Here is a 21,451-nt window from a genome sequence, read left to right on the forward strand (position 1 = left end):
GAGTTACCTTTTATATAGTTTTCCCAACAACATAGTCACTGCTCTTTTTTGTGAAAGATAAACATCTATTTTTTAAATGTTGTCTTTTACTAAGGCTAATATGATCAAGAAAATATGGTAATAAAAGTAATCTATTTAACAAGTAATGAACTTGTTAATAATTGGGAGCTGAAAAATCATCTTAGTTCCCTTCCTTTATCTTTTCAAGCTTAGAAATCAATGTTCAAAAAGGTGATTAAATGTTGACAAGATCACTTATTAAATTAATATGTATGTTTGTTGTGCTTCTGCTAATGACCGGATTTGCCAGTGCATTGACTGGAGCTGGCGGAGGAGAATGGAATTACAGTTCTACTTTGTATGTTCAGGAGAACTCAGGTAAAGATCTTTCCGGATATCAGGTAAACATCTTACTTGACAGCTCGAATTTCAACTTTTCAGAAGCTGGTCCTCAGGGAAAAGATATAAGATTTGAATCTGGTGGAAAACAGCTTAGTTACTGGATAGAAAGCTGGGAGCAGGCTGCTGGAACAGCATCGGTTTGGGTGAAAGTTCCATACGTTAAATCTAATGGGCAGTCCGAAATCAAGATGTATTACGGCAACACCCTTGCGGAAGATATGAGCAATGGTGCTTCTACTTTTGAACTTTTTGATGACTTTATCAATTCACGTCTTGAATACAGTACATGGGAGTCCAATACTAATGGAGGCGGACAAGTTGGATTCAGTTCAGGTGTATGTAACCTTATAGTACCTGTGAAGCATCCTAACGGTTTTTCTGTGCTCAAGTCAAAGGAAGATTTCCCTATAAATTCAAGTCTTGTTGTTAAAAGGAAAAAAGTGACCACTGGTGAAGATACCAGAGGACCTATCCTGCTGCAAGGTTTTGTGGATCCACAAAGTGAGACAAAGAATTGGATACTCATGGAAACAGAACAGAATAGCGAGATGTATACCTCATGGAGTATTAAAAATAACAAGGCTAATCTGAAATATGAGCCTTGGGACCTGTCAGATGTGAATGTTCAGGATAACGTATGGTACATCTCGGAAACTGCCTGGTACCAGGAAGGCGATGAAATTAACAAAGTGTCATGGTTCAAGAATGGTGTAAGAGACACTAAGATGGATGTAGTGTCCAGCGAAGAGACACCTTACGTTCCCGGGACCAATATGAAAATATTCCTCAAGTCCAATACTTATGTCGAGGGTTCACCCAACACAGGCTATATGGCTATTGATTATGTTTTTGTGCGTAAGTATACTTCACAGGAACCAACTGTAAGTTTCTCTAAAGCACAAACCGAAGAGCAGCCGGCAGAAGATGTTGAAGAAATCAAGATCCCAGAATTGGTTCTTCCTGAAGGAAAAGTATTGTCTGTAAGGTATTTTGATGTGGAGGATTACGATGATGCCATCCTCAGCCAGTTCAACAACAGTGGTGTAAACATGGTGTTCCTGAGAACAACCGAAGATACTATCTGGAAATGTGAACGGTTCATTAAGACTGCACATGCAAATAATATCAAAGTGTACGCTATGCTCTTTATTCCTGAAGGAACCAATGCAACATCTGGAAAAGATCAGCTGATGTCGACTGTGAGTGCAATTCTGGACTACAATGCAAAATCCCTTTCTGATTTTGATGGTATAGACATTACCCTCGATCCATGTACAGAGGATACTGAGCAGGCATGCCAGGATAATATGCTGCTTCTTGAAGAAGTAAGACAAAAAACAACGAATCAGATTCCTCTGGCAGTAGATGTACCTGCATCATATGACATGGCAGAGCTGGCTAATGTTTCAGATAGTGTAGACCTTTTTGTGCTTATGACCTACGATGCTGAGGATCAGCTTAGTGACATTGATACAATTGCCGATTCTCTTGCTCCGAAGATGGGAGAAATAAGGGTAGCAAATAGTAAAGCAATGATCGATGTGATGGTGCCTCATCTGCCTTCTGAGAATGCAACAACATCTGAACTTGTAGGTAGTGTATATGATTATTACACAAATGATCCTGCTTTTACAGGTGTTGTTATGACACTAGAAGAGGATTACTCGCAGATGATTCCGGCACCTGAAAACGCATCTACACAAGAAGAATCACAAACAAAACAAACTCCTGGGTTTGGAATTGTATCTGTGGTTCTGGGATTTGCTTTAGTGTACCAAATGAAGAAGGAAAAAAGATAAAAAATACAAACTGGAGAAAAGAGGCTTAAACCTCTTCCTTTTTATTCTCCAGCAATTTTACAGCAAGTTCCCTTAGCTTGAACTTCTGAATTTTACCGCTTGCAGTAAGCGGATATTCGTTCACAAAGAATATATGCTTTGGAACTTTGTACCTGGCGATCTTTGTGCGGGCGTAATCCTGAATATCTTCTTCTGTAAGTTGTACTCCATCATTCAGCATCACAAAAGCACCCACGATCTCTCCATATTTTTCATCAGGAATACCTACTACTTGTGCATCCTTCACACCATCAACGGTATACAGGAACTCTTCGATTTCTCTTGGATATACATTCTCTCCGCCACGGATGATCATGTCCTTGATACGACCAGTGATGCGGTAGTAGCCGTTATCATCGCAGGTACCCAGATCTCCGCTGTGCAGCCAGCCTTTTTCATCAATAGCCTTTTTTGTTTCCTCTGGCATTTTGTAGTAGCCTTTCATTACATTATAACCCCGACAGCAGATCTCACCTATGGTATTTGGTGGGAGTGGGTCATAGGTTTCAGGATCCAGTACAGCAGCTTCCACACCTGGGAAAGCTTTCCCTACAGTTTCCACACGTAGCTCTACAGCATCATCAGTAGTAGTCTGAGTGATTCCGGGAGAAGCTTCAGTAAGACCATAGACACTGGTTATTTCTGTGCAATGCATGTCTTTTATGACTCTTTTCATAGCATCGATCGGGCAGGTAGAACCTGCCATTATTCCAGTACGCAGGGAAGAAAGATCGAACATCTTGAACATTGGATGAGTATATTCGGCAATGAACATCGTGGGCACGCCGTACAAAGCTGTACACTTTTCTTTCTGGATAGCTGCCAACACCATTAGTGGATCATAGAGCTCAAGCATCACGAGAGTTGCTCCATGGGTGAGGATGGCCATTACTCCCAGCACGATTCCAAAGCAGTGGAATAACGGTACAGGAAGGCATAGACGGTCTTTAGAGGTAAACTTTTGTCTGTCTCCAATAGAAAGTCCGTTGTTTAAGATGTTGCTGTGTGTCAGCATAACGCCTTTAGGGAAACCGGTGGTACCTGATGTGTACTGCATATTCACTACTTCATTGCAGTTAAGTGACTCTTTGATCCTGTGGAGTTCCTCATCATTGCCATGTTTTCCAAGCAATAGAAGCTCAGCACTGTTGTACATACCCCGGTGTTTCTCCTGGCCGATGAATATAACACTTTTAAGGTATGGGAACCTCTCACTGCGCAACTTCCCGCGCTGTTGCGTTTTAAGTTCAGGCACAAGTTCGTACATTATACTGATATAATCAACATCTCGGAATCCATCAATGATCGCCAGAGCTTTCATATCAGACTGCTTGATCACATATTCTGCTTCATGGCTCTTGTAAGCAGTATTGACAGTTACAAGCACAGCTCCTATCTTAGCAGTGGCAAACATGAAGGTCAGCCAATCGGGAACGTTTTTAGCCCATATCCCTACATGGTCTCCTTTTCCAATTCCTATAGCCAGCAATCCTTTAGCAAGTGTATTGACTCGCTCGTCGAACTCCTTATATGTGAACCTAAGATCCCTGTCAGGGTATACCATGAATTCCCTGTCTGGATCATTTGCCACCACATTTTCCAAAACTGCGCCCAGAGTATCTTCAATAAAAGGCATTTCATATCCCCCTTTATTCTTGATTTTCAGCTCACTTTTTGTCTTCAGTTATCAGATGTTCCTGAAGTTTTTTCCTAATATCATCCGGTATAGGCATAGATTTCTTGTTCAGAAAATCGTAGTGAACTGTCACAGCCTGTCCTTTTGCTCTAAGGGAGCCGCGTTGCCAGGCTTCATGAGCTATGACAAAAGAGGTATTGCCTATCCTTGCAATGTAGGTGCGGATTTCCACATCATCTCCGTAGTACATTTCTCCCAGGTAATCGAACTCTGTCCTGGCAAGAATTAATTTCCATTTCTCATAGCTAAGATCAAGGTCAGGGGTGAAGAACCTGAACACCGGGTTTCTGGCTTCCTCGAACCATTCGGAGATAGCTATGTTGTTAATATGTCTCAGACCATCTGCATCTCCAAATCTGGGTGTGACTGTAGTAATTATCATGTATATCGCCTTTTTAAAGAGGAGTATATACTACTGCAAGTATCTGAGCATCACTGTCACCGGATGCATGTACGTGATGGGGGACAACAGAATCATAATATATGCTGTCACCTGCATTGAGCTTGTACTGCTCTTTTCCATACAGGATCTCTATCTGGCCTTTGAGCACATAGATGAACTCTTCTCCTTCATGTGCTGAAGGGTTTATATCTGCACATCCCAGCGGATGCACATCTATGAGGAAAGGTTCCATATGACGGTCTATTTTGTTGGATGCCAGGGCTGAGAACTCCAGTATGCTTCTCTGTGGGGTTGGGCAGTTACCAGAGAACCTTACTATCTGCTCAGATTTCCCGGATCTTACAACAACAGGTGAGTTTTGTGTGGCATCATCAAGGAAAGTACCCAGACGCACTCCAAGTGCACGGGCAATTTGTAAAAGGGGTGTCAATGAGGGTATAAAAGCACCATTTTCAAGCTGTTGTATAAGTTCTACACTGCTATGGCTTGCTTCTGCCAGCTCTTCAACTGACATTTCCCGTGCTTCACGCAACTGGCGTATCTTGTTACCGACTAGGTTCTTCTCTGACATGTTCCTACCTCTTTCTTTGTACTAGTCTGAACTCATATGCGATTGTGAGTTAAAAAATTATCCATTTAAATCGCGTTTACAAGAATGCGTAAGCTGAAAAGAGAACTATAAGGGTTTTGTTGGCAACATTTTGTATGATATTTAACATTTTGATATGTTTCAGGTTGAATAATGTTTACACTTCTTTACTACACAATGATAAACGAATTATCTATGTCTATGCATCGTGTAATGCGTCTATTGATTATCTTTTTTGAGATGTAATTGTTGACAGTCCATCAAAAGCTCTAAATATAAATATGTTAGTATATTAGGCGAAGTATATTTTTAAAAACAATTCTAAGTCCTCATAAGGACTGGTGATATAATATGCAAACCAAGTTAAATAGACAAATAAAATGTGGAATGATATTGCTATTTCTGGTAATGATCTCCGGGCTTGGCTCAGCTGCTGAGCTTAATGTGGATTTCGTCGGCCGCCTTGGCGGAGGTATTACCGATGTTGCAGCAGTATCTGGTGATTACGCATACGTCGGACAGGGACAGGACATAGTTGTGATAGACATAACTAATAGTTCTAATCCTACAGAAGTAGCAACCCTTACAACTGAGGGGCTTGTTGAAGATCTTGTAGTATCGGGCAACTATGCTTACATTGCAGATGGTACCAATGGTCTTGTAATAGTTGATGTTTCTACTCCTTCTTCTCCAACTCTCTTAGGTAGATATGATCCAGGCAATGTGCAAGGAGTTGCTGTTTCAGGTGACTTTGCTTACATAAGCTGTGCCTATGATGGTCTTTATATTGTGGATGTCAGCAATCCTTCCTCTCCAAGCATAGAAGGTGCTCGCTATAACACTCTTGGAGATGCGCAGGGTGTTGATGTATCAGGCGAGTATGCCTATATAGCAGATGGTTCAAACCTCACTGTTTTGGACATATCCACTCCATCATCTATTCAGTTTGTAGATAGTTATGGTACAACAGGTGCAATAGATGTTACTTTCTCAGGTAATTACTCTTATGTATCATGTGGTGAAGCCGGTGTAGTAATTGTAGATTGTACTAATCCAACTAACCTTGCCCTTGCAGATAATGTTGATACTGCAGGTTTTGCAGAAAATGTTGCAGTTTCAGGTGATTACGCTTACGTAGCTGATGCGACAAATGGTCTTGAAATACTCAACGTTGCAACTCCTTCAGGTGTATTCTTTGCATCCAACCAGACTATTTCTGGACACTCCTACTCTATAGCTATTGCAAACGATACAGCATATGTAGCATCTGGTTATAGCGGTCTTAATCTTATAGACATCAGTACTCCTACATCAACTGAACTTCTAGGCAGTTACTCAAGTGCTGGTTATGCACGTGATGTTGCTGTTTCAGGTAACAAGGTCTATGTAGCTCATGGTCATGGAGGTCTCTTGACAGTAGATGTAGAGCACCCCTTAACACCAACTCTTGTAAACACCTATCCAACAGCCAGTTTTTCATCCGGTGTAACAACATCAGGCAATTATGTCTATTTAGCTGCTGGTGAAGGTGGTCTTAAAGTAATAAGTGCTTCATCTCTTTCAACATCCGGATTTGATTTTACAAGCGGCTCTGGTAGTAGTTCTTTAGAAATAGGTGACTTTGCTTATGATGTTGCTGTATCAGATGGTTACGCCTATGTAGCAGGTAATGCAACAGGTCTTGTAATTATTGATGTTTCTAATCCTACTAGCATATCTATCAGCGGTACATGTGATACTGACGGACGTGCAGAAGATGTCGCTGTATCCGGTAATTATGCCTATGTAGCTGATGGTGACAATGGTCTTGTAGTTGTAAATGTCACTACCCCCGCCTCACCTAGCGTGGTAGGAGGTAATAACACTGCAGGACACGCATACGGTATAGCTATTTCAGGTAACTATGCCTATGTTGCAGATGGCAGTGATGGTCTTCTGGTATTTGACATAAGCACTCCAACTAATCCAATTCTTGTAGACAGCTATGATACTTCAGCAGCTGCTGCTGTTGCTGTCTCAGGTGACTATGCATATGTGGCTGATGACACATCCGGAGCTGTCATTTTGAATGTAGCAAATGCATCTTCCATAACTCATGTAACTACCTACAACACAATGGGTACTTCATACGGAATTGCAGTTTCAGGCAACGATCTTTATGTAGCAGACCACAACAATGGTCTTGTTGCGCTTAAATTGACTCCTGATGTTGTTAACGAAACTGTAGCTGTGTACAACAATGCAGGTACCTGGGCTCAGTGGAGTGAAACACTCCAGTATGCAGAAATAGTGGGATTCGGCTGGGCAGACACTGAACCTATAATCGGTGACTGGGATGGAGATGGAATTAAAGAAGTAGGTGTCTACAACACCGCTGGAAACAACTTCGTGATCCAGAACGAATCAGATGATGATGGATATGATGTCCTTGGTCTTGGCTGGTCTGGTGTAACACCTGTTGTAGGTGACTGGGATGGCGATGGTACTGAGGAAGTAGGTGTATACGACAACGCCGGTAACTGGGCTCTGTGGAACACAACCACCAATAGTGCCGATGATGCAGATATCATTGTGTTCGGCTGGGCAAACACTGAGCCAGTCGTAGGTGACTGGGATGGAGACGATGTTACTGAACTTGGTATATACAACACCGCTGGAAACAACTTCGTCATTCAGGGTGCATCTGGCAATGAAACAATCGGTCTTGGCTGGTCTGGTGTAACACCTGTTGCAGGTGACTGGAATGGCGATGGTACTGAAGAAGTAGGCGCATATGATGCCAGCACTGGTAACTGGGCTCTCTGGAACACAACTTCCAGTTCTGCAGAAGTTGTTGGATTCGGCTGGGAAAACACTGAACCTATTGTAGGCGATTGGGATGGAGACAACACTAGTGAACTTGGTGTGTACAACACTGCAGGAAACAATTTCGTGATCCAGACTGATTCCGGATATGAAATAATAGGTCTCGGCTGGTCTGGTGTAACTCCAGTTGCAGGTATCTGGACATAAACTCCTTGTTAAAAGGAGCTATTATAGCCAGAACAAATGTGGAAGTTTATGATCTAACATAAACTTCTACTTTCTTTTTTTAAAATATACTTTTAATAGGGATCAGCCATTTTTCTGCTTTTGGCCAGGATCAAAAATACTGAATAATTCCAGGTATTTCTTTTCTATTATATCCCATGAGTAATTTTTACTCACGTATTTTTTCCCATTTTCGCTCATTTTGTCTTTTATCTGATCGTTAGAACACAAGAACCTGAAACATTCTCTGAATTCCTCATAACTTTGGTACCACAGACCTGCATTACTTCTTAAGCAATGGCCTTTTAAAACATCACATTCTCCATTTACCAATACTGATGTTCCACAACCCATTGCTTCCAGAGTGACCAGAGAAAAGCTTTCGTAAGGTGAAGGCATTATCAAAAACTCTGCACCACTTAATAGAGAGTACTTTTCATCTTCTGAGATAAAACCCAGATATTTAATCTTCTCATTCTTTGGTATCTCAATTGCGTCCAAACCGGCAAGGAGCAATGCAGGAAGATCCGGAAATTCTTTTATCAATCTCAGGTAGTACTCGAATAACTGGTAACAGCCTTTAGAACCTTCTATTCTTCCAACATATAGTACATACTTCCGGCTCTCTTGTTCCCTTTGGTGAACTATATTTCCCGGGATTTCAATCCCGCATCCAATTATTTCTGATTTTTTTCCAGCTGTTGCATCCACTTTTCTTTCAATCAGCCTTTTTTCCTCGGGGGTACAATAAATGATTCCCTGAGAGGCTTCAAATATTTCTCTTGTTGTGGTAAGGTCAAGCGCAGGATCGTTCTCTGCAAAAGGGACTATCAATGACTTATGCTCAACTTCTTTTATTCCATAATAGGATGGATAGTACCTGAATGTGAAAAATACAAAGCAATCGTATTTATCCTTGTTATTTGAAATGTATTCAATGAGTTTTGGACAATTTGGCCCCTGCTCATTTATCCAGGATATCTCATCATTTACGCTGTGTGCCGAATAATAAACCAGATCTTGTATCTTATTATGCTTATTTGGATTCCTCTTTGCTGCATTCATGAATCTGTGTATTTTAATCCCATTTAGTACATCAAGACCCTCAGGATACTCATTCTTCCAGAAGTGATAGTCTGCTGCACAGGTGGTAAGGACTTCAATTTCATGGTACTGGCTCATTCTTTCAGCCACAAGCCGGGTAAAGTATTCAGCACCTCCTACTATATTTTCTCCATATCTCTGAACAACAAAAGCAATCTTCAAGTTTAAGCGATCTCCTTCAGTTTTGATATGATCGACGCAGCGATTCTATCCCATGAATATTTGGATTCTACAAGAACTCTGCCATTTATTCTCAATTTATTCCGCAACATTTCCGTATTTATAAGCTCAGCAATTTTTTCATGCATATGATCCTCGGAGCAGATCAAAGCGTGTTTCCCATTTTCAATATCCAATCCCCTTGCACCAACGGGAGTGCTAATAGTAGGAATGCCTGCGCTCATGTAATCTAACATTTTCAGGTTTGTTCCTGAGCCGCTGAACATGGGATTTATGGCAAGGTCTGCAAGCTTATAAATCTCATATTTTTCATCTTCATCTACGACTCCAAAAGCCAGAACATTTTTTGGGAAATCCTCGTATTCATGGATATAATAATGTTTTATGCTGCCGACGACTACAAAAATGCAATCTGGAAACTTATTAATGATGTTATCCAAAATGAATTTTAAAGCTTCTAAGTTTGGAGGGTGCCAACTGCCAATAAATAATATAGTATGATAATCAGAGAGACCTAATTCCTTTTTCAGGCACTCTTTTTCATCCAGGCTTATCAGGTCTATCTTTGATGCATCTACTCCATTAGGAGTAATAAGGATCTTATTCGGATTTACAGAATACAATTGTATCAGATGTTCTTTATCTTCATTAGAAGTGGTAAAAATAAGATCAGCTTTTTCAGAAGCTTCTTTCTCAACATCGAATACTTCCTGGGAGTAATATGGGCCAGCATAGTTCTTCTTTAGAAGATATTCCACATTATGTGATTCGTATACGATGATCTTTTCATCCAGACAGATCCAGTTTTTCAGAACAAAAAGGTATGGATGAGAAAATATGATTATATCAGCTTCATCAGCTAATTTTTGCACTCTTTCTATATAACTTCCAGACTTTCCTACATGGTCTATCATAAGAACATCATATAGATTTAGACCAGTCTTGCCTTCAATATCCCATTGGCATCTTGCATGTTCGATGCTTTGTGGAATGCATATTTGCCTGAGGCCATTCTTCAGGATAAGATTCTGGTATTCCTTATCACTTTCAAGTATAGAGCAAATGGTGACATCAAATTTTTTTGCAAGCCTGGAATATATGTTGTATACTCTTTGCTGACCCCCGCCTCTTGGCGGATAGCAGGAGTAAGTAGCTAATACAAGTATCTTCTTCTTTCGCTGAAATAGGACATCTCTTTCTCCTATCAGTTTAGCTACAAAGTTATTCCATGAGATATTTTTTACTTTTTCATGTGCAAGCAATCCCATTTTTTTTGCTTCTTCTATGTGTTCAACAAAATGATTCATCTTGCTGGCAATCTCTTTAGGATCAGTGTCAACTATGAATCCTGTTTTTGAATTCTCTACAAATTCCAGGGGACCACCGCTGTCAAAAGTAGTTATAAGCGGTTTGGCACTCATCATTCCTTCAATGGTAATGTACCCATAATCTTCATCAAAAGGAACAAATAAGACTGCAAGGGCATTTGCATATAGGTCGACCATCTCAGTTTCAGTAACAAACCCCAGGAACTCTATTCTTTTATCTTCGTCAGCCAGTTCAATAAGTTTGTCTTTTTCGGGTCCTTCGCCTGCAATCTTTAATTTGATGTCATGAGGGACAAACTTCATTGCCTCAATAAGCAGATGTATGCGTTTTGGGCTATCCAGCCTACTTGCGGTAAAGAGATACTCAAAGCTTCTGCACTCAAAATCTTCTATTTTAGAGGGAGGATACAGAACTTTTACTCTTGCAGAAGGAGGGAAATAATCTCTCCGTTTTTTCACATTTTCTGATATTGCATAATATTCTTTTGTATTCTCATAAGACAATGCCCAGCGATCCAAAAAATGGATAATTTTTCTTATAAAAGGACCAGGAAATGTGAATATTTCTTCTGGATACTGATCCTGTTCCAGTTGCAGCTGGAATAGTTTTTGAAATAACTCATCAATATCTTTCTGTTTTTTGATCCTGATCTCGGTTATATCAAGGATCTCTTTAACAAGGCCAGTTTTTAATTCTTCGGGAACATCTCTTTTATCAGTACATAAATGGTATGTGTCATATAATCCTCTTAAAGGATGGAGCATATAGACAATGTGATTGCGATGTTTTATCATCCAGGAAGGGTATTTAGTCGAAATTACCATGTCAAAATGGGATAGGTCCAGGTTGTAGAATTTATAATAAGATTCCACTAAGCTCCAGAAATTATCTTCTTTAGTTGTCAGTTTTATGAGTTCACACTGATGTGAAGTATAATTGTTAATGGCATCCTGCATACTACTGAATAAAAGTTCAGCTCCCCCTATCGTAAATGGTACAGGACTTGGAGCAACTATTGCAATTTTCATTTATACCACTTGCTTACCTCTTCCCATATTTGCAGAATTCTTTTTAAACAGAGTCTATTCAGTACGTCAAAGCCGATTCATGTAGAAATCTGTCAATAGGTAACACTTTCCTTATATATAGCTTTGGTGAATATTAGTTTCAGTATCTTGATATCTTTCTAATATCCATTTACATCAATAAAAAAATGAATAAAACCAATTGATCATTTATCAAAGAAACAATTGAATTTGTCATCTTTTATTATATATGTTTCTTTTTACAGGCTGAATTCAATTTCTTCCCAGTCTGTTCAAAACGGTCATTTCATGCCTGAAAGAATAAGGGGTCGGTTTCTTACCAATCTTGCAGCTCAATTACTTTAATGATTTTTAATATTCCGTAGATTGTGATAGCTAAAAAGGCAAGTACAGTGCTACCAACAATCATATCGGAAGTGAAAGAAATTTCAGTGATTAATGGATCTATGGAGTCTACCATTTTTGTAATCGCCTTTTTCTACTCTGTATTGGGACTAGTTCCTAGGTATTATGCTGTATATATGTTTTTCTTTTAGTACAGCATTGACTATGTATTTTGAACTTTATTTATGTGGTCTTTCTGAATTTCACTTCAAGGCCAAGTATTTCCTTTGCACCTTTAGCAATATCCCTTGCCATTTCCGCACAGCCAATGGCAGCACTCCACCTGTCAAGTACATGGCTTTTTACACCAAGATGATGTTCTATCTTTTCAACAACATAGGGTATTTCTGCTACTGAGCCTTCGATAAATACGTTCCCATGTACACCGTAATCCTTTAACAGGACTTGTATGCTGGCTATTTCCATAGCAGCAAACAGTGCCAGAGTGTCAAGTGCCAGTAAGGCATGTGGTTCTTTCCTTTCAGCAGCCTCAATTAATTCGTAGCGGTCAGCATATCCTGCTCTTTTGAGCACACCCGTATTTGTAAATGCATCATTGGCACTTCTCTTTCCCTGGTCTACATCTCGAATAGCCCTTACATCCAAAGGTCCATGACGCAGTCCGGGAGCAAATATGCAAGCATCTATAGCTCCGATTATACGTCCATGTGCCACTCCCAGGGTCACTGTATTTGAACTAATGTCGGAAAGCACGAAATCCTGAAATCCTTTACAAAAGGCATGATATGCAATACCTATCTTTTCAGGGCTGGTTGAATGAGAAAAAATATTCATCCGGGAGTCTGTAGCACTTTCATCATGAATGCCTGGTATCACTACTGCGGATATGCCAGAGTTTTGTATAGCATCAAAGACCTTTGATCCGCCTCCGGTCTTTTGGCCAGCACCCTCAATGCTTTGCACGCCTCTGTGCTTTACGGTTCGTATATCCTCAATGGCAGTGATCCCATCACCCATAGAGTATGTAACCGCAATGAGGCCAATATCCTTTCTGCTGACTCCTAATTCATTTTCAAGAGCAATTATGATCTGTTCGCCGGACATGGCAGCTGCATCAGTACGTAGTATTTCCAATTTTGCAGGTTCATTTGTTCCTTCGAATAATGCTGCAAATCGCATTGCAGTCGTGCCATGGTCCACTCCTACATAGATCATTTTTACCCGGACTCCGTTAATTAGTGTGCTCCGTTATAATCTGGTTCAACTCATTCATTATGCGCTCTCCGTTTTGCACATCTCCCACAGTCGTGACGATCCTCAATTCCTGGGAAGATGTACCATGGGATAACAGCAATCTTAGATTACCCCTATCATCCGGACGCAATACTTTGCCGATTATGAGGCCACCAGGGTTGCTTTTACCTCTTACAGTAATTACAGAAGGCACTATTTTTTTCACTTCTTTGTGCTGGCTTATAAGCTGCACAAGTTTTTTACCGTGCCTGCCGCCAATTATTGTTGTATGGGAGCCCCCAATCTTATTACGGGGCTGCGCAACCGTAGAACACTGTCTAATGTCCTCTTTCATCTCATGGAGATTCGAATAGGTCCTATAAAACCGTAGTGGTTTCAGTTAAAAAGGAAAAAAGCCACATTTAAAAAAGAGCAGGATATATTCAAATATCCTGTATGTCTTTCATATCTATCAGTGTGATGCCATTTTTTTCCAGAATAATAATAGCACCCTTTATATCGTTGACCCTCAGGATAAGAAGAGCTTTTTCCGTCTTTGTGACAAAAGCATAGGCATAATCAATATTGATATTTTCCTTTCCCAACAAGTCAGCTATCTTAGCCAGCCCTCCTGGCACATCTTCCATTTGTACGCCAAGGACATTTGTCTCTGAGGCTGTAAAACCCGTCTCATGTAATACTTCATGGGCCAGATCTGGCTTATCTACGACCATCCTTATAATTCCAAAGTCACCGGCTTCAGCTATGGTGAAAGCACGAATGTTCACTCCAGCATCCCTGAACTTATCAGCGATGTTTGCAAGCTTCCCTGGCTTGTTCTCTGAAAACAGTGAGATCTGTTTTATTATCTTATTTTCCATAGGACCACCGTCTGTTCTTAATTATGTTATGCAGTATCAGTTGTTATAATTTCCTGTTGTCTATAACCTTCTTGGATTTTCCCATGGACCTTGGAAGACTTCCATGTTCCACAAGCTCTACCTTAACGGCAAGGTTCAATACTTTATGCAAAGCTGAAGCCACTTTCTCTTCAAGCTTAATAATATCATTTACCTTGTCACTAAAGGCGGCATCTGTCATTTCGATCTGCACGGCCATAACATCAAGTTCATTGACTCTGTCCACTATGATCTGGAAGTGTTCTCCTACTTCAGGAATGTTCATTAGCACGGCTTCTATCTGACCTGGGAAAACGTTGATACCTCTTATGATCAACATGTCATCCACACGACCAAGTATGCGCATGATGCGTGGATGTGTTCTGCCACATTTGCAGGGCTCCCTGTTAATCACTGTGTTGTCACCCACACGATATCTTATAAGTGGTAATGCTTCTTTGGCAAGAGTTGTTATAACCAGTTCTCCTCTCTCTCCATCAGGTAAAGATTCCCCGGTATTCGGGTCAACTACCTCTATTAAAAACTGGTCTGCCCAGATATGGATACCATCTTGATATGTACATTCTGTGAAAAGAGGTCCACTTAGTTCTGAGGTCCCAAATACATCGTATGCTTTTATGCCTGTGATCTCTTCAATCCTTGCACGCATCTGTTGTGACCATGGTTCAGCTCCGAATATGCCTATTTTGAGTTTCGTATTATCTTTTATATTAATCCCCATGCTTCTTGCCACTTCTGTCATGAAAAGGAAATATGATGGTGTGCATGCTATTGTGGTGGTGCCCAGGTCTTGCATTAGATCTATCTGTTTTTCCGTGTTACCGGAACTTGTGGGCAGTACTGTACATCCCACTTCTTCAGCACCATAGTGCAGGCCGAGACCTCCGGTGAACAGGCCATATCCATAGCTTATCTGAATTATATCTCCCCGCCCGACTCCTATAGACGTCATGGCTCTCGCAAGTGATATTGCCCATTCATTAATGTCATTTTTTGTATAACCCACTACTGTAGGTTTTCCTGTTGTTCCTGAAGATACGTGGAAGCGTACAAGTTGCTCGTTAGGTACGCAGAACATCCCAGTTGGATACGTGTCACGAAGATCTTTTTTATATGTAAAGGGCATTTTTGTGACATCTGCAAGAGTTTTGATATCTTCAGGTCTTATTCCTGCTTCATCAAACCTCTTCCTGTAAAATTCAGAATGCTGATAGACATATCTGACTATATTTCTCAGTTTATCTTCCTGTAATTTGTTTAGTTCCTCAATGGGCATTCTTTCAATAAGAGGATTCCAGTATTCGATCATATCTTCGCCTCTGTTTATGAAACGTAAATCTCAGAAGGATTCGCAAATGGATGGATTGGGTTTATTTTCCAATATCATCCGGACGCGCTCCTTGCATTCGTTCAGGACTTCGTTCATGTCTGCCACTACATCTATGCCAGCAGCTCCTGCATGCCCTCCCCCTGTACCTTCATATCTGGAACTGATCTCTTCCATGATCTTTCCCAGATTTACGCCTGCATTGACGGCTTCCCTTTTGGCACGCCCGCTTACGCGGATGGTGTCGTCTCTTTCAGTGCCAATGAAAGCAACATCTGCACCAATATTAAGGAACATAGAGGATGCTGCACCACCAAAGGAATTAACATGAGAGCATACCACCAGCCAATCCTCTATTCTCTCAATAGTTGCTCTGGTTGCACATTTCAGCATTGCTATTCTCATGGATATATCTTGAGGGGTTGCAGCCATCATTTCCAGCACATCTGCGTATTCTACGCCGCTGATTGAAACTATTTCTGCAACATTGCGGAATGTCTCAGTTGTAGCATGTTTAAAATGACCGGTATCTGTTACTATTCCTGTAAGCAGTCCCAGCGCTGTACGCCTCATGATCGGAGCATCCATGCATTTAAGGATATCAAATACGATTTCAGCTGTAGATGTTGCATTGCGATGCAGATAGAATTCAGCATTCTCTGTTAAGGCAGTGGTAGAATGGTGATCTATCACACAGTACTTCCCAAGTTTAATATCATTAAGCTGGGAACTTGTGGATGTATCAACCACCAGAGTAATATCATATTCGGAAGGATCCGGCTTGTCTATTACATCTATCTGAAGTTTATCTATAAGTAAACTTGCCATTTTGTTACAGCCGTCTACAAGTCCGACTGTTCCACCAAGAGCCTCAGCAAGCGCAAAAGCACTGCTAACTGCATCAGGATCAGCGTTCCGATGACATAAATATAATATTTTATTGAAGTCCAGAAGGCGGTTATAGAATTCGACTTCATCAACCTGCATGAAGACCTCTACTCATCACTTAAAGTAGCATGAGCATTAAAGCAGAAAGGTGGGCACTTACTGTGCCTGCTGACCCATTGACTGCTGTAGTTGTTCCTGCAGTTGAGTAAAACGTTTTGAAATACGTTCTTCCTGTCTTGAGATTGACTGAAGCCTTAAAGATAAAGTTTCTATTTTCTCTTTAAGTTTGGAAACAGTCTCCTGTTTATCTGACTTTATCTGCAGATCGCCTACTGTTCTATATATAACTGCATCGTCCGAGAGTTTTTCCACTTCTTCAAGAGCAAGTTCAGACTCTTTCTGCAATGTTTCCATCTGTGACTTCTGTATAGCAAGTGATTGTGCTTGCTGTTGAACCTGTTGCAGTTGAGCAATCTGGTTCTGTACTTGAGGGGGTATTTGTGTACTCATGTGGTTTCACCTGAATCTGAATTAACCTTAAGTGATTTTAATGTTTCTCTGTTGGGGCGCAATTATGTGCTAGTTTGTTCCAGCACTTCGTAAGCCACTTGTATCAGGCGTAACCAGGTGTTCATTGTAGAACGCAAGGATACAAGATCTGCTGCAATCACTTTCAAAATAAGCCTGTCTTTAAATGCTTGTACGCGTATCTCTGATCTTTCAGTGACCGTAGTTTCAATCTCAGGTAGCAAGGCTCTGTATATGAGAGGCGCTTTATCCGTTTCAAAAACTGATTCTGCAGTTGCTTCCATTGGATCATCTACTGTCTACCGAATACTCTTAATATTCAATTTTAACAGACATTGTCCATTGTAAAAAAAGCTAAGGTCATCATTTGATATTCCTAGAACGAGAGGTGATGATGGCTTCTCTACAAGGTCTATTGATAGTATCTTTGTCAGTATCGGTGCAATCTCTCCATTGCCAGTTGCAACAGGAGTGTCAGAATAGGTCTTATTTTTTATGACCCTGTTTCCAAATGTTACGCTGATCCTTACTGATAGCAGCTCTCTTCCATCCGGTGCATAGAATAATAAAGCTCCAGGGTTCCCATGATATTCGTTTATGATCAATAATGGACCTGAACCCTCTTCTACCAGGGAAAGAGTTTCTTTCATCCCCATCTTGCCACGGTTTATAGACTCACAATGAAAAAAATAGGCAAGATCTTTGCAAAGAACCCTGGTATTTATTGAAGGTTTACGAGAAGAAGTAATAAGCATACTTCTTACTCAGCCTTTATTTTTTTGATAGAGGTGGGTCTCTCTTTGACAAGTATACGGTGACCACAATAGTCACAGCGTATACCCAATGCCCTATAATTTATCTCTACCACTTTTTTGCAACGCGTGCACTTGTATCCCATAGTTGTTATCACTCACTGTAAGACTTCTGTTGCCTTCTTTACGGAGCGTGCAACTGTAAGGCCCACAGGTGTCTGAGGCAAAAATGTTCCACCGGCAAAAGTATAGCCACACTTTTTACACTGCCAGATGCCTGTACCTATTCTTCTTACAGTAGGACGGGCACATTTCGTACATGTGTGGGGCATATGCATTTTTTCTTCTAGGTCAGCAACAAGTTTGCGATCTTTCCTACCATATCTCACACCAAATCTCCCTGCAGATCTGGTCACACGTCCTTTCCTTGAATATTTTTTTGCCATAAGCATTCTCCTTAATCTTCAGTATGCAATTATTTTTATGTAAGCAACTATTAGCATCAGGTATTCATCAAATATTTTTCTCTGATCTCTTCAGCTTTAGCACATGCCATATCGACTGCTTTCAATATTTGTTCGAATGTTAGCATGCCTTCTCCTGTTTTCTGCATTGCAGAGATCGAACCATCTTGGTTGGATGCTATAGTCAATTTTGAATCTGCTACGGTTTGCTCTGCGAGTCCCGGATCAAGCATCAATTCCCCGCCGATGTCCACCACTGTAATACCTACAGGCACATCCTTAATTGGCATCATAATATCTTCTCCCTTACCTTCTCTTTCGGCAGGGATCTTTGCAGTCATGAGAGCAGCGATCGCGCCAAGGGATGAGGCATCCTGAAGATTGCCATCGTCATTCAGTATATGGATATCTATGAATACGATCCAGACTTCTTCTCCTTCCGTAATACACAACTTATTTAAATCAATTGCGCCTGATTCTCGGATTCCTCTGTCTGTAACCCTTGCCATCTCAATTGCATCCTCTTTTGGAGGTCCGGCCTCAAAGTCGGGTGATGCAATTGGATTCATCTCCAGATTTGTGATTATTACTCCTTCGTCCGGTGAATCGGGGAATGGAGCTCCGGTTTGCAGTTTTACGCCTACAAGGACCTGTGTATCGCCAATGCATACCTTTGCGGAACCTTCTGCTTTGTCGATCACGTTTGTCTGTATAGTGATATTTCTATACTCATCAAATGAACGGCCATCTTCACGTTTGCCTTTGAGCATCAGGTTGTAGATGTAGTCCTTCTTCAGTGAGGCCATTACTTCACTGCTCATATTTTTCACCTACCTTTTCTTCTTCAGATTCTGAATCCTCTGTTTCTTCTATTTCGGAGTCTTCATTGTCGGTGAACTCTGTGAATTCATCTTCAGAGATCTCCTCAGTAGGTTCTGGTTCCTCTGTTTTGACTACTATTACTTCAATGCCGTCTTCATCTTCAAAGTCACATGCTTCTATATCTTCTTCAATGATTTCGATTTCGCCCTGTATTTCTTCTAGTTTTACATCCTCTACTTCTACAAGGCTTTCTACAACTTCTTCATGGGAGGCGAACTTCTTTTTTAAGGCTTCTTTCTGCATTTCAAGAATTTGTCTGCAGCCTTCTTTTGCCATTTCTAATGCCTTTTTGAATTCTTCCTTTGTGAGGTTTCCATCCATCTGAAGAAGAGAGACCTCTCCATCCTGGGTCATAGCAATTGGCAGGTCTGCATTTCCATAATTGTCTTCGTCCTTGTTAAGGTCCAGTACAAGCTGGCCATCAACTTTTCCTACAGCACATGCTGATATTAAGCCCTTCATTGGAATACCAGCGTCTGCAAGTGCAATAGATGCAGCATTGATTGCCGCTGTCCGTGTACCTGCATCGGCTTGAAGCACTTCTGCAAACACGTCTATAACTGCACTTGGGTAGTACTTTGTCATGATAATGGGAGCAAAAGCATCTCTACTGACCTTTGATATCTCAATACTCCTTCTGCTTGGGCCCGGTCTTGCTCTGTCCTCTACAGAAAAAGCAGCCATGTTATATCTGTATCTAACGATTGCCTCATCGGGTTTCTGCATTCTGCGGGGATGAAGTTCTCTTGGACCGTATACTGCTGCTAGTATCTTGTTCTTTCCCCATTCTAAATAACATGAACCGTCAGCCCTTGATAAGACTCCTATTTCGATGGTCATGGGCCTAATTTCATCAACTGCCCGTCCATCCAGGCGCAGGCCGTTCTCATCAATGAACTTCTCAGGTTTATTAGCCATAATAAATTCTCCAATATACACAAATCTTTACTTTTCCGATCTTATGCAGATTTCAGTTTTCCTCTGTGTCTAGTAACTGATCTACCTTTCTGCTGGTCTCATCTACATCTTCTGCATCTTCAGTATCTTCTGACTCTGCAGTTTCCAGATCGGTATCTTCTTCTTCTACTTTATCCTCTTCGATCTCCTTCTCAGTTCCTTTGTCTACTTCTAGGAACTGGCTGATCTTGTCTGTCAGACCAGATGTATGGGATTCACGAATGATTATGTCGATAGCTTCTGAAAGTTTATCCATATCCTCATCTTTGCCGTTTATCCATATTCTTCCATTCTGCCCGACAAATATCTCGCATGCTGTCTCTTTCTTCAACATTGAGACCATAGAGCCATTGTGTCCGATTACGCGAGGGACTTTTGAAGAAGGTACTTCTATCAGCCTTCCTCCTTTGATCTTCCTTAACCCCTTCTCTCTAAGGGTAAGTTCTATCTTCATGGAAGCATCAACATCTTTTATCCTAAGGATGGCGGAATCTCCTATTCTCAGTATTTCTTTCATCATGGAAGATTCTATACGTCTCGGATATTCTGACACATGCAACAAGCCATCATAAGGAGAGCCAATATCAAAAATCCAGTTGGAAGAGGTTATCTCAAAAACAGTGCCTATAACAAAATCCTTTCTGGAAGGAATGTATTTTCCTGAAAAAGGAATTACTGATATTCTGTTCTTTACATTAGTCACTCCATAAAGAAGAGAGTACACTTTTCCCTCCTTTACATAGGTTCCGGAGCCCGATTCATTCGTATTATCGGAAAGAAGTTGACCCGGAACTACAATTTCTCTATCCATTCTTTTGCCTCTTATAAAAGTTTAGTCTCAGCATCACCCTTGGTGAGATGGTTCACAAGACCATAAAAATCGTTCTGCATTCCTGCAGGCATTTTTATAACGCCTACCCAGGATCCATCGCGCTGCCATTCTTCCTTTACCAAAGTTCCAAACCTTGCTATCTCTCCGTATGACTTCGGTGCATATTCTCCTGGCACCTTTACTGCTATCTGAACTTCTTCAAAACGTATAGGTATGATCGGACGGATAGCCTTCATTACGATCATTACTTGTTCATCTACGGGTTTAAAGGGATCTATATGTACTTTTGCTTCTTCCATCGCCTTTTCTATTCTTGAAGGTGGGTGAGGAGTCCTGGTCTGTGGATTTATTGCATTCTGTGCTATCGTGCTGACTATACGTTTGGTTTTCTCATCAAGGATGCGTTTCCTTTGCTCTTTGGTTAACTGTAGCTCTCCGTGTAAGATTATCTCCTTTGCAACTATCAATGCGTCCAAAGTACCAAAAACATTAACTAGGTCCGTTTCAGCTGCATGTTCTCCCTGGCTGGCATCAGAAAAAATGGATTCGACTGCAATGATGTCTTCTATCTTCACATCATCTCCTTTTTTCAATGCCAGTGCTCCCTCTGGTTCTACAAAGACTTCATAGTGGTTCTTACCCTTCTTAAGCCTTGCAATGACTGATTCATCAAGAGATACCATCTTATACTCCCCTCTTTCAACAC

21 protein-coding genes are annotated in these 21,451 nt (G+C 40.9%); 2 read left to right on the plus strand and 19 right to left on the minus strand.

Annotated elements, in window-relative coordinates:
- Positions 1-242 precede the first annotated feature (242 nt).
- Entirely contained in the window at positions 243-2,201 is a 1,959-nt protein-coding gene (locus ACC612_RS04395; protein ID WP_371853257.1) for a DUF2341 domain-containing protein, read from the plus strand.
- 25 nt (positions 2,202-2,226) lie between these two features.
- Here the strand turns inward: ACC612_RS04395 and ACC612_RS04400 are convergent, their stop codons facing one another.
- The 3 genes from ACC612_RS04400 to ACC612_RS04410 are packed head-to-tail and all read right to left on the minus strand — an operon-like array spanning position 2,227 to position 4,910.
- Positions 2,227-3,876 carry an AMP-binding protein gene (locus tag ACC612_RS04400; protein ID WP_371853258.1) on the minus strand — a complete coding sequence of 550 codons (1,650 nt, stop codon included), beginning with the start codon at positions 3,874-3,876 and terminating at the stop codon, positions 2,227-2,229.
- 31 nt (positions 3,877-3,907) lie between these two features.
- Positions 3,908-4,318 carry a thioesterase family protein gene (locus ACC612_RS04405; protein WP_321418823.1) on the minus strand — a complete coding sequence of 137 codons (411 nt, stop codon included), beginning with the start codon at positions 4,316-4,318 and terminating at the stop codon, positions 3,908-3,910.
- Positions 4,319-4,331: 13 nt separating this feature from the next.
- On the minus strand, positions 4,332-4,910 hold the full coding sequence (locus ACC612_RS04410) for a helix-turn-helix domain-containing protein (protein ID WP_371853259.1): 579 nt from the start codon (positions 4,908-4,910) through the stop codon (positions 4,332-4,334).
- A 369-nt stretch (positions 4,911-5,279) separates the two neighbouring features.
- Between ACC612_RS04410 and ACC612_RS04415 the strand changes: the two genes are divergently transcribed.
- On the plus strand, positions 5,280-7,940 hold the full coding sequence (locus ACC612_RS04415; protein ID WP_371853260.1) for a hypothetical protein: 2,661 nt from the start codon (positions 5,280-5,282) through the stop codon (positions 7,938-7,940).
- Positions 7,941-8,042: 102 nt separating this feature from the next.
- Here ACC612_RS04415 and ACC612_RS04420 read toward each other — a convergent pair whose 3' ends face one another.
- The 16 genes from ACC612_RS04420 to ACC612_RS04495 all read right to left on the minus strand — a co-directional run bounded on the left by ACC612_RS04420 (position 8,043) and on the right by ACC612_RS04495 (position 21,428).
- Positions 8,043-9,224, minus strand: a complete 1,182-nt coding sequence (locus ACC612_RS04420) for a glycosyltransferase family 4 protein (protein ID WP_371853261.1) — start codon at positions 9,222-9,224, stop codon at positions 8,043-8,045.
- 2 nt (positions 9,225-9,226) lie between these two features.
- Positions 9,227-11,599, minus strand: coding sequence for a glycosyltransferase family 4 protein (locus ACC612_RS04425; RefSeq protein WP_371853262.1), 2,373 nt, complete (start codon positions 11,597-11,599; stop codon positions 9,227-9,229).
- A 585-nt stretch (positions 11,600-12,184) separates the two neighbouring features.
- Positions 12,185-13,177: a methanogenesis marker 12 protein gene (locus ACC612_RS04430; protein ID WP_371853263.1), complete on the minus strand. Its 993-nt coding sequence runs from the start codon at positions 13,175-13,177 to the stop codon at positions 12,185-12,187.
- Positions 13,178-13,193: 16 nt separating this feature from the next.
- Positions 13,194-13,550, minus strand: a complete 357-nt coding sequence (locus ACC612_RS04435; RefSeq protein WP_371853264.1) for a DUF2103 domain-containing protein — start codon at positions 13,548-13,550, stop codon at positions 13,194-13,196.
- Positions 13,551-13,638: 88 nt separating this feature from the next.
- The gene (locus ACC612_RS04440; RefSeq protein WP_371853265.1) at positions 13,639-14,076 is read right to left on the minus strand and encodes an ACT domain-containing protein; all 438 of its coding nucleotides are present in this window, start codon (positions 14,074-14,076) and stop codon (positions 13,639-13,641) included.
- A 43-nt stretch (positions 14,077-14,119) separates the two neighbouring features.
- The gene (locus tag ACC612_RS04445; protein ID WP_371853266.1) at positions 14,120-15,424 is read right to left on the minus strand and encodes a phenylacetate--CoA ligase family protein; all 1,305 of its coding nucleotides are present in this window, start codon (positions 15,422-15,424) and stop codon (positions 14,120-14,122) included.
- A gap of 30 nt (positions 15,425-15,454) precedes the next feature.
- A complete protein-coding gene (locus ACC612_RS04450; RefSeq protein WP_371853267.1) occupies positions 15,455-16,429 on the minus strand; it encodes a bifunctional oligoribonuclease/PAP phosphatase NrnA in 975 nt (324 codons plus the stop codon).
- A 57-nt stretch (positions 16,430-16,486) separates the two neighbouring features.
- Positions 16,487-16,840: a prefoldin subunit beta gene (locus ACC612_RS04455; protein ID WP_371853268.1), complete on the minus strand. Its 354-nt coding sequence runs from the start codon at positions 16,838-16,840 to the stop codon at positions 16,487-16,489.
- A 62-nt stretch (positions 16,841-16,902) separates the two neighbouring features.
- The gene (locus ACC612_RS04460) at positions 16,903-17,142 is read right to left on the minus strand and encodes a KEOPS complex subunit Pcc1 (protein ID WP_371853269.1); all 240 of its coding nucleotides are present in this window, start codon (positions 17,140-17,142) and stop codon (positions 16,903-16,905) included.
- 15 nt (positions 17,143-17,157) lie between these two features.
- The gene (locus ACC612_RS04465) at positions 17,158-17,514 is read right to left on the minus strand and encodes a hypothetical protein (protein ID WP_371853270.1); all 357 of its coding nucleotides are present in this window, start codon (positions 17,512-17,514) and stop codon (positions 17,158-17,160) included.
- Between the two features lie 104 nt (positions 17,515-17,618).
- The gene (locus ACC612_RS04470) at positions 17,619-17,756 is read right to left on the minus strand and encodes a DNA-directed RNA polymerase subunit P (RefSeq protein WP_321418802.1); all 138 of its coding nucleotides are present in this window, start codon (positions 17,754-17,756) and stop codon (positions 17,619-17,621) included.
- A gap of 12 nt (positions 17,757-17,768) precedes the next feature.
- Positions 17,769-18,056, minus strand: coding sequence for a 50S ribosomal protein L37ae (locus ACC612_RS04475; RefSeq protein WP_371853271.1), 288 nt, complete (start codon positions 18,054-18,056; stop codon positions 17,769-17,771).
- A 56-nt stretch (positions 18,057-18,112) separates the two neighbouring features.
- Positions 18,113-18,904: an exosome complex protein Rrp42 gene (rrp42, locus tag ACC612_RS04480; protein WP_371853272.1), complete on the minus strand. Its 792-nt coding sequence runs from the start codon at positions 18,902-18,904 to the stop codon at positions 18,113-18,115.
- Positions 18,885-19,874 (minus strand): exosome complex exonuclease Rrp41, encoded by a 990-nt coding sequence (gene rrp41 / locus ACC612_RS04485; protein WP_371853273.1) that lies wholly within the window; start codon positions 19,872-19,874, stop codon positions 18,885-18,887. The genes rrp42 and rrp41 overlap by 20 nt, the downstream gene beginning before the upstream one ends.
- Positions 19,875-19,926: 52 nt before the next feature.
- Entirely contained in the window at positions 19,927-20,724 is a 798-nt protein-coding gene (rrp4, locus tag ACC612_RS04490; RefSeq protein WP_371853274.1) for an exosome complex RNA-binding protein Rrp4, read from the minus strand.
- Positions 20,725-20,735: 11 nt separating this feature from the next.
- Positions 20,736-21,428: a ribosome assembly factor SBDS gene (locus ACC612_RS04495; protein WP_371853275.1), complete on the minus strand. Its 693-nt coding sequence runs from the start codon at positions 21,426-21,428 to the stop codon at positions 20,736-20,738.
- Positions 21,429-21,451: the final 23 nt, after the last annotated feature.

Source organism: Methanomethylovorans sp. (assembly GCF_041447285.1).
In the GTDB taxonomy this organism is placed as follows: domain Archaea; phylum Halobacteriota; class Methanosarcinia; order Methanosarcinales; family Methanosarcinaceae; genus Methanomethylovorans.

What these genes read in the sequence shown, in the direction of transcription:
- ACC612_RS04400 (WP_371853258.1), bottom strand. Translation starts at nt 3,876, where the DNA reads ATGCCTTTTATTGAAGATACTCTGGGCGCAGTTTTGGAAAATGTGGTG.
- ACC612_RS04405 (WP_321418823.1), bottom strand. Translation starts at nt 4,318, where the DNA reads ATGATAATTACTACAGTCACACCCAGATTTGGAGATGCAGATGGTCTG.
- ACC612_RS04410 (WP_371853259.1), bottom strand. Translation starts at nt 4,910, where the DNA reads ATGTCAGAGAAGAACCTAGTCGGTAACAAGATACGCCAGTTGCGTGAA.
- ACC612_RS04415 (WP_371853260.1), top strand. Translation starts at nt 5,280, where the DNA reads ATGCAAACCAAGTTAAATAGACAAATAAAATGTGGAATGATATTGCTA.
- ACC612_RS04425 (WP_371853262.1), bottom strand. Translation starts at nt 11,599, where the DNA reads ATGAAAATTGCAATAGTTGCTCCAAGTCCTGTACCATTTACGATAGGG.
- ACC612_RS04430 (WP_371853263.1), bottom strand. Translation starts at nt 13,177, where the DNA reads ATGATCTATGTAGGAGTGGACCATGGCACGACTGCAATGCGATTTGCA.
- ACC612_RS04435 (WP_371853264.1), bottom strand. Translation starts at nt 13,550, where the DNA reads ATGAAAGAGGACATTAGACAGTGTTCTACGGTTGCGCAGCCCCGTAAT.
- ACC612_RS04440 (WP_371853265.1), bottom strand. Translation starts at nt 14,076, where the DNA reads ATGGAAAATAAGATAATAAAACAGATCTCACTGTTTTCAGAGAACAAG.
- ACC612_RS04445 (WP_371853266.1), bottom strand. Translation starts at nt 15,424, where the DNA reads ATGATCGAATACTGGAATCCTCTTATTGAAAGAATGCCCATTGAGGAA.
- ACC612_RS04450 (WP_371853267.1), bottom strand. Translation starts at nt 16,429, where the DNA reads ATGCAGGTTGATGAAGTCGAATTCTATAACCGCCTTCTGGACTTCAAT.
- ACC612_RS04455 (WP_371853268.1), bottom strand. Translation starts at nt 16,840, where the DNA reads ATGAGTACACAAATACCCCCTCAAGTACAGAACCAGATTGCTCAACTG.
- ACC612_RS04460 (WP_371853269.1), bottom strand. Translation starts at nt 17,142, where the DNA reads ATGGAAGCAACTGCAGAATCAGTTTTTGAAACGGATAAAGCGCCTCTC.
- ACC612_RS04465 (WP_371853270.1), bottom strand. Translation starts at nt 17,514, where the DNA reads ATGGGGATGAAAGAAACTCTTTCCCTGGTAGAAGAGGGTTCAGGTCCA.
- ACC612_RS04470 (WP_321418802.1), bottom strand. Translation starts at nt 17,756, where the DNA reads ATGGGATACAAGTGCACGCGTTGCAAAAAAGTGGTAGAGATAAATTAT.
- ACC612_RS04475 (WP_371853271.1), bottom strand. Translation starts at nt 18,056, where the DNA reads ATGGCAAAAAAATATTCAAGGAAAGGACGTGTGACCAGATCTGCAGGG.
- rrp41 (WP_371853273.1), bottom strand. Translation starts at nt 19,874, where the DNA reads ATGGCTAATAAACCTGAGAAGTTCATTGATGAGAACGGCCTGCGCCTG.
- rrp4 (WP_371853274.1), bottom strand. Translation starts at nt 20,724, where the DNA reads ATGGATAGAGAAATTGTAGTTCCGGGTCAACTTCTTTCCGATAATACG.
- ACC612_RS04495 (WP_371853275.1), bottom strand. Translation starts at nt 21,428, where the DNA reads ATGGTATCTCTTGATGAATCAGTCATTGCAAGGCTTAAGAAGGGTAAG.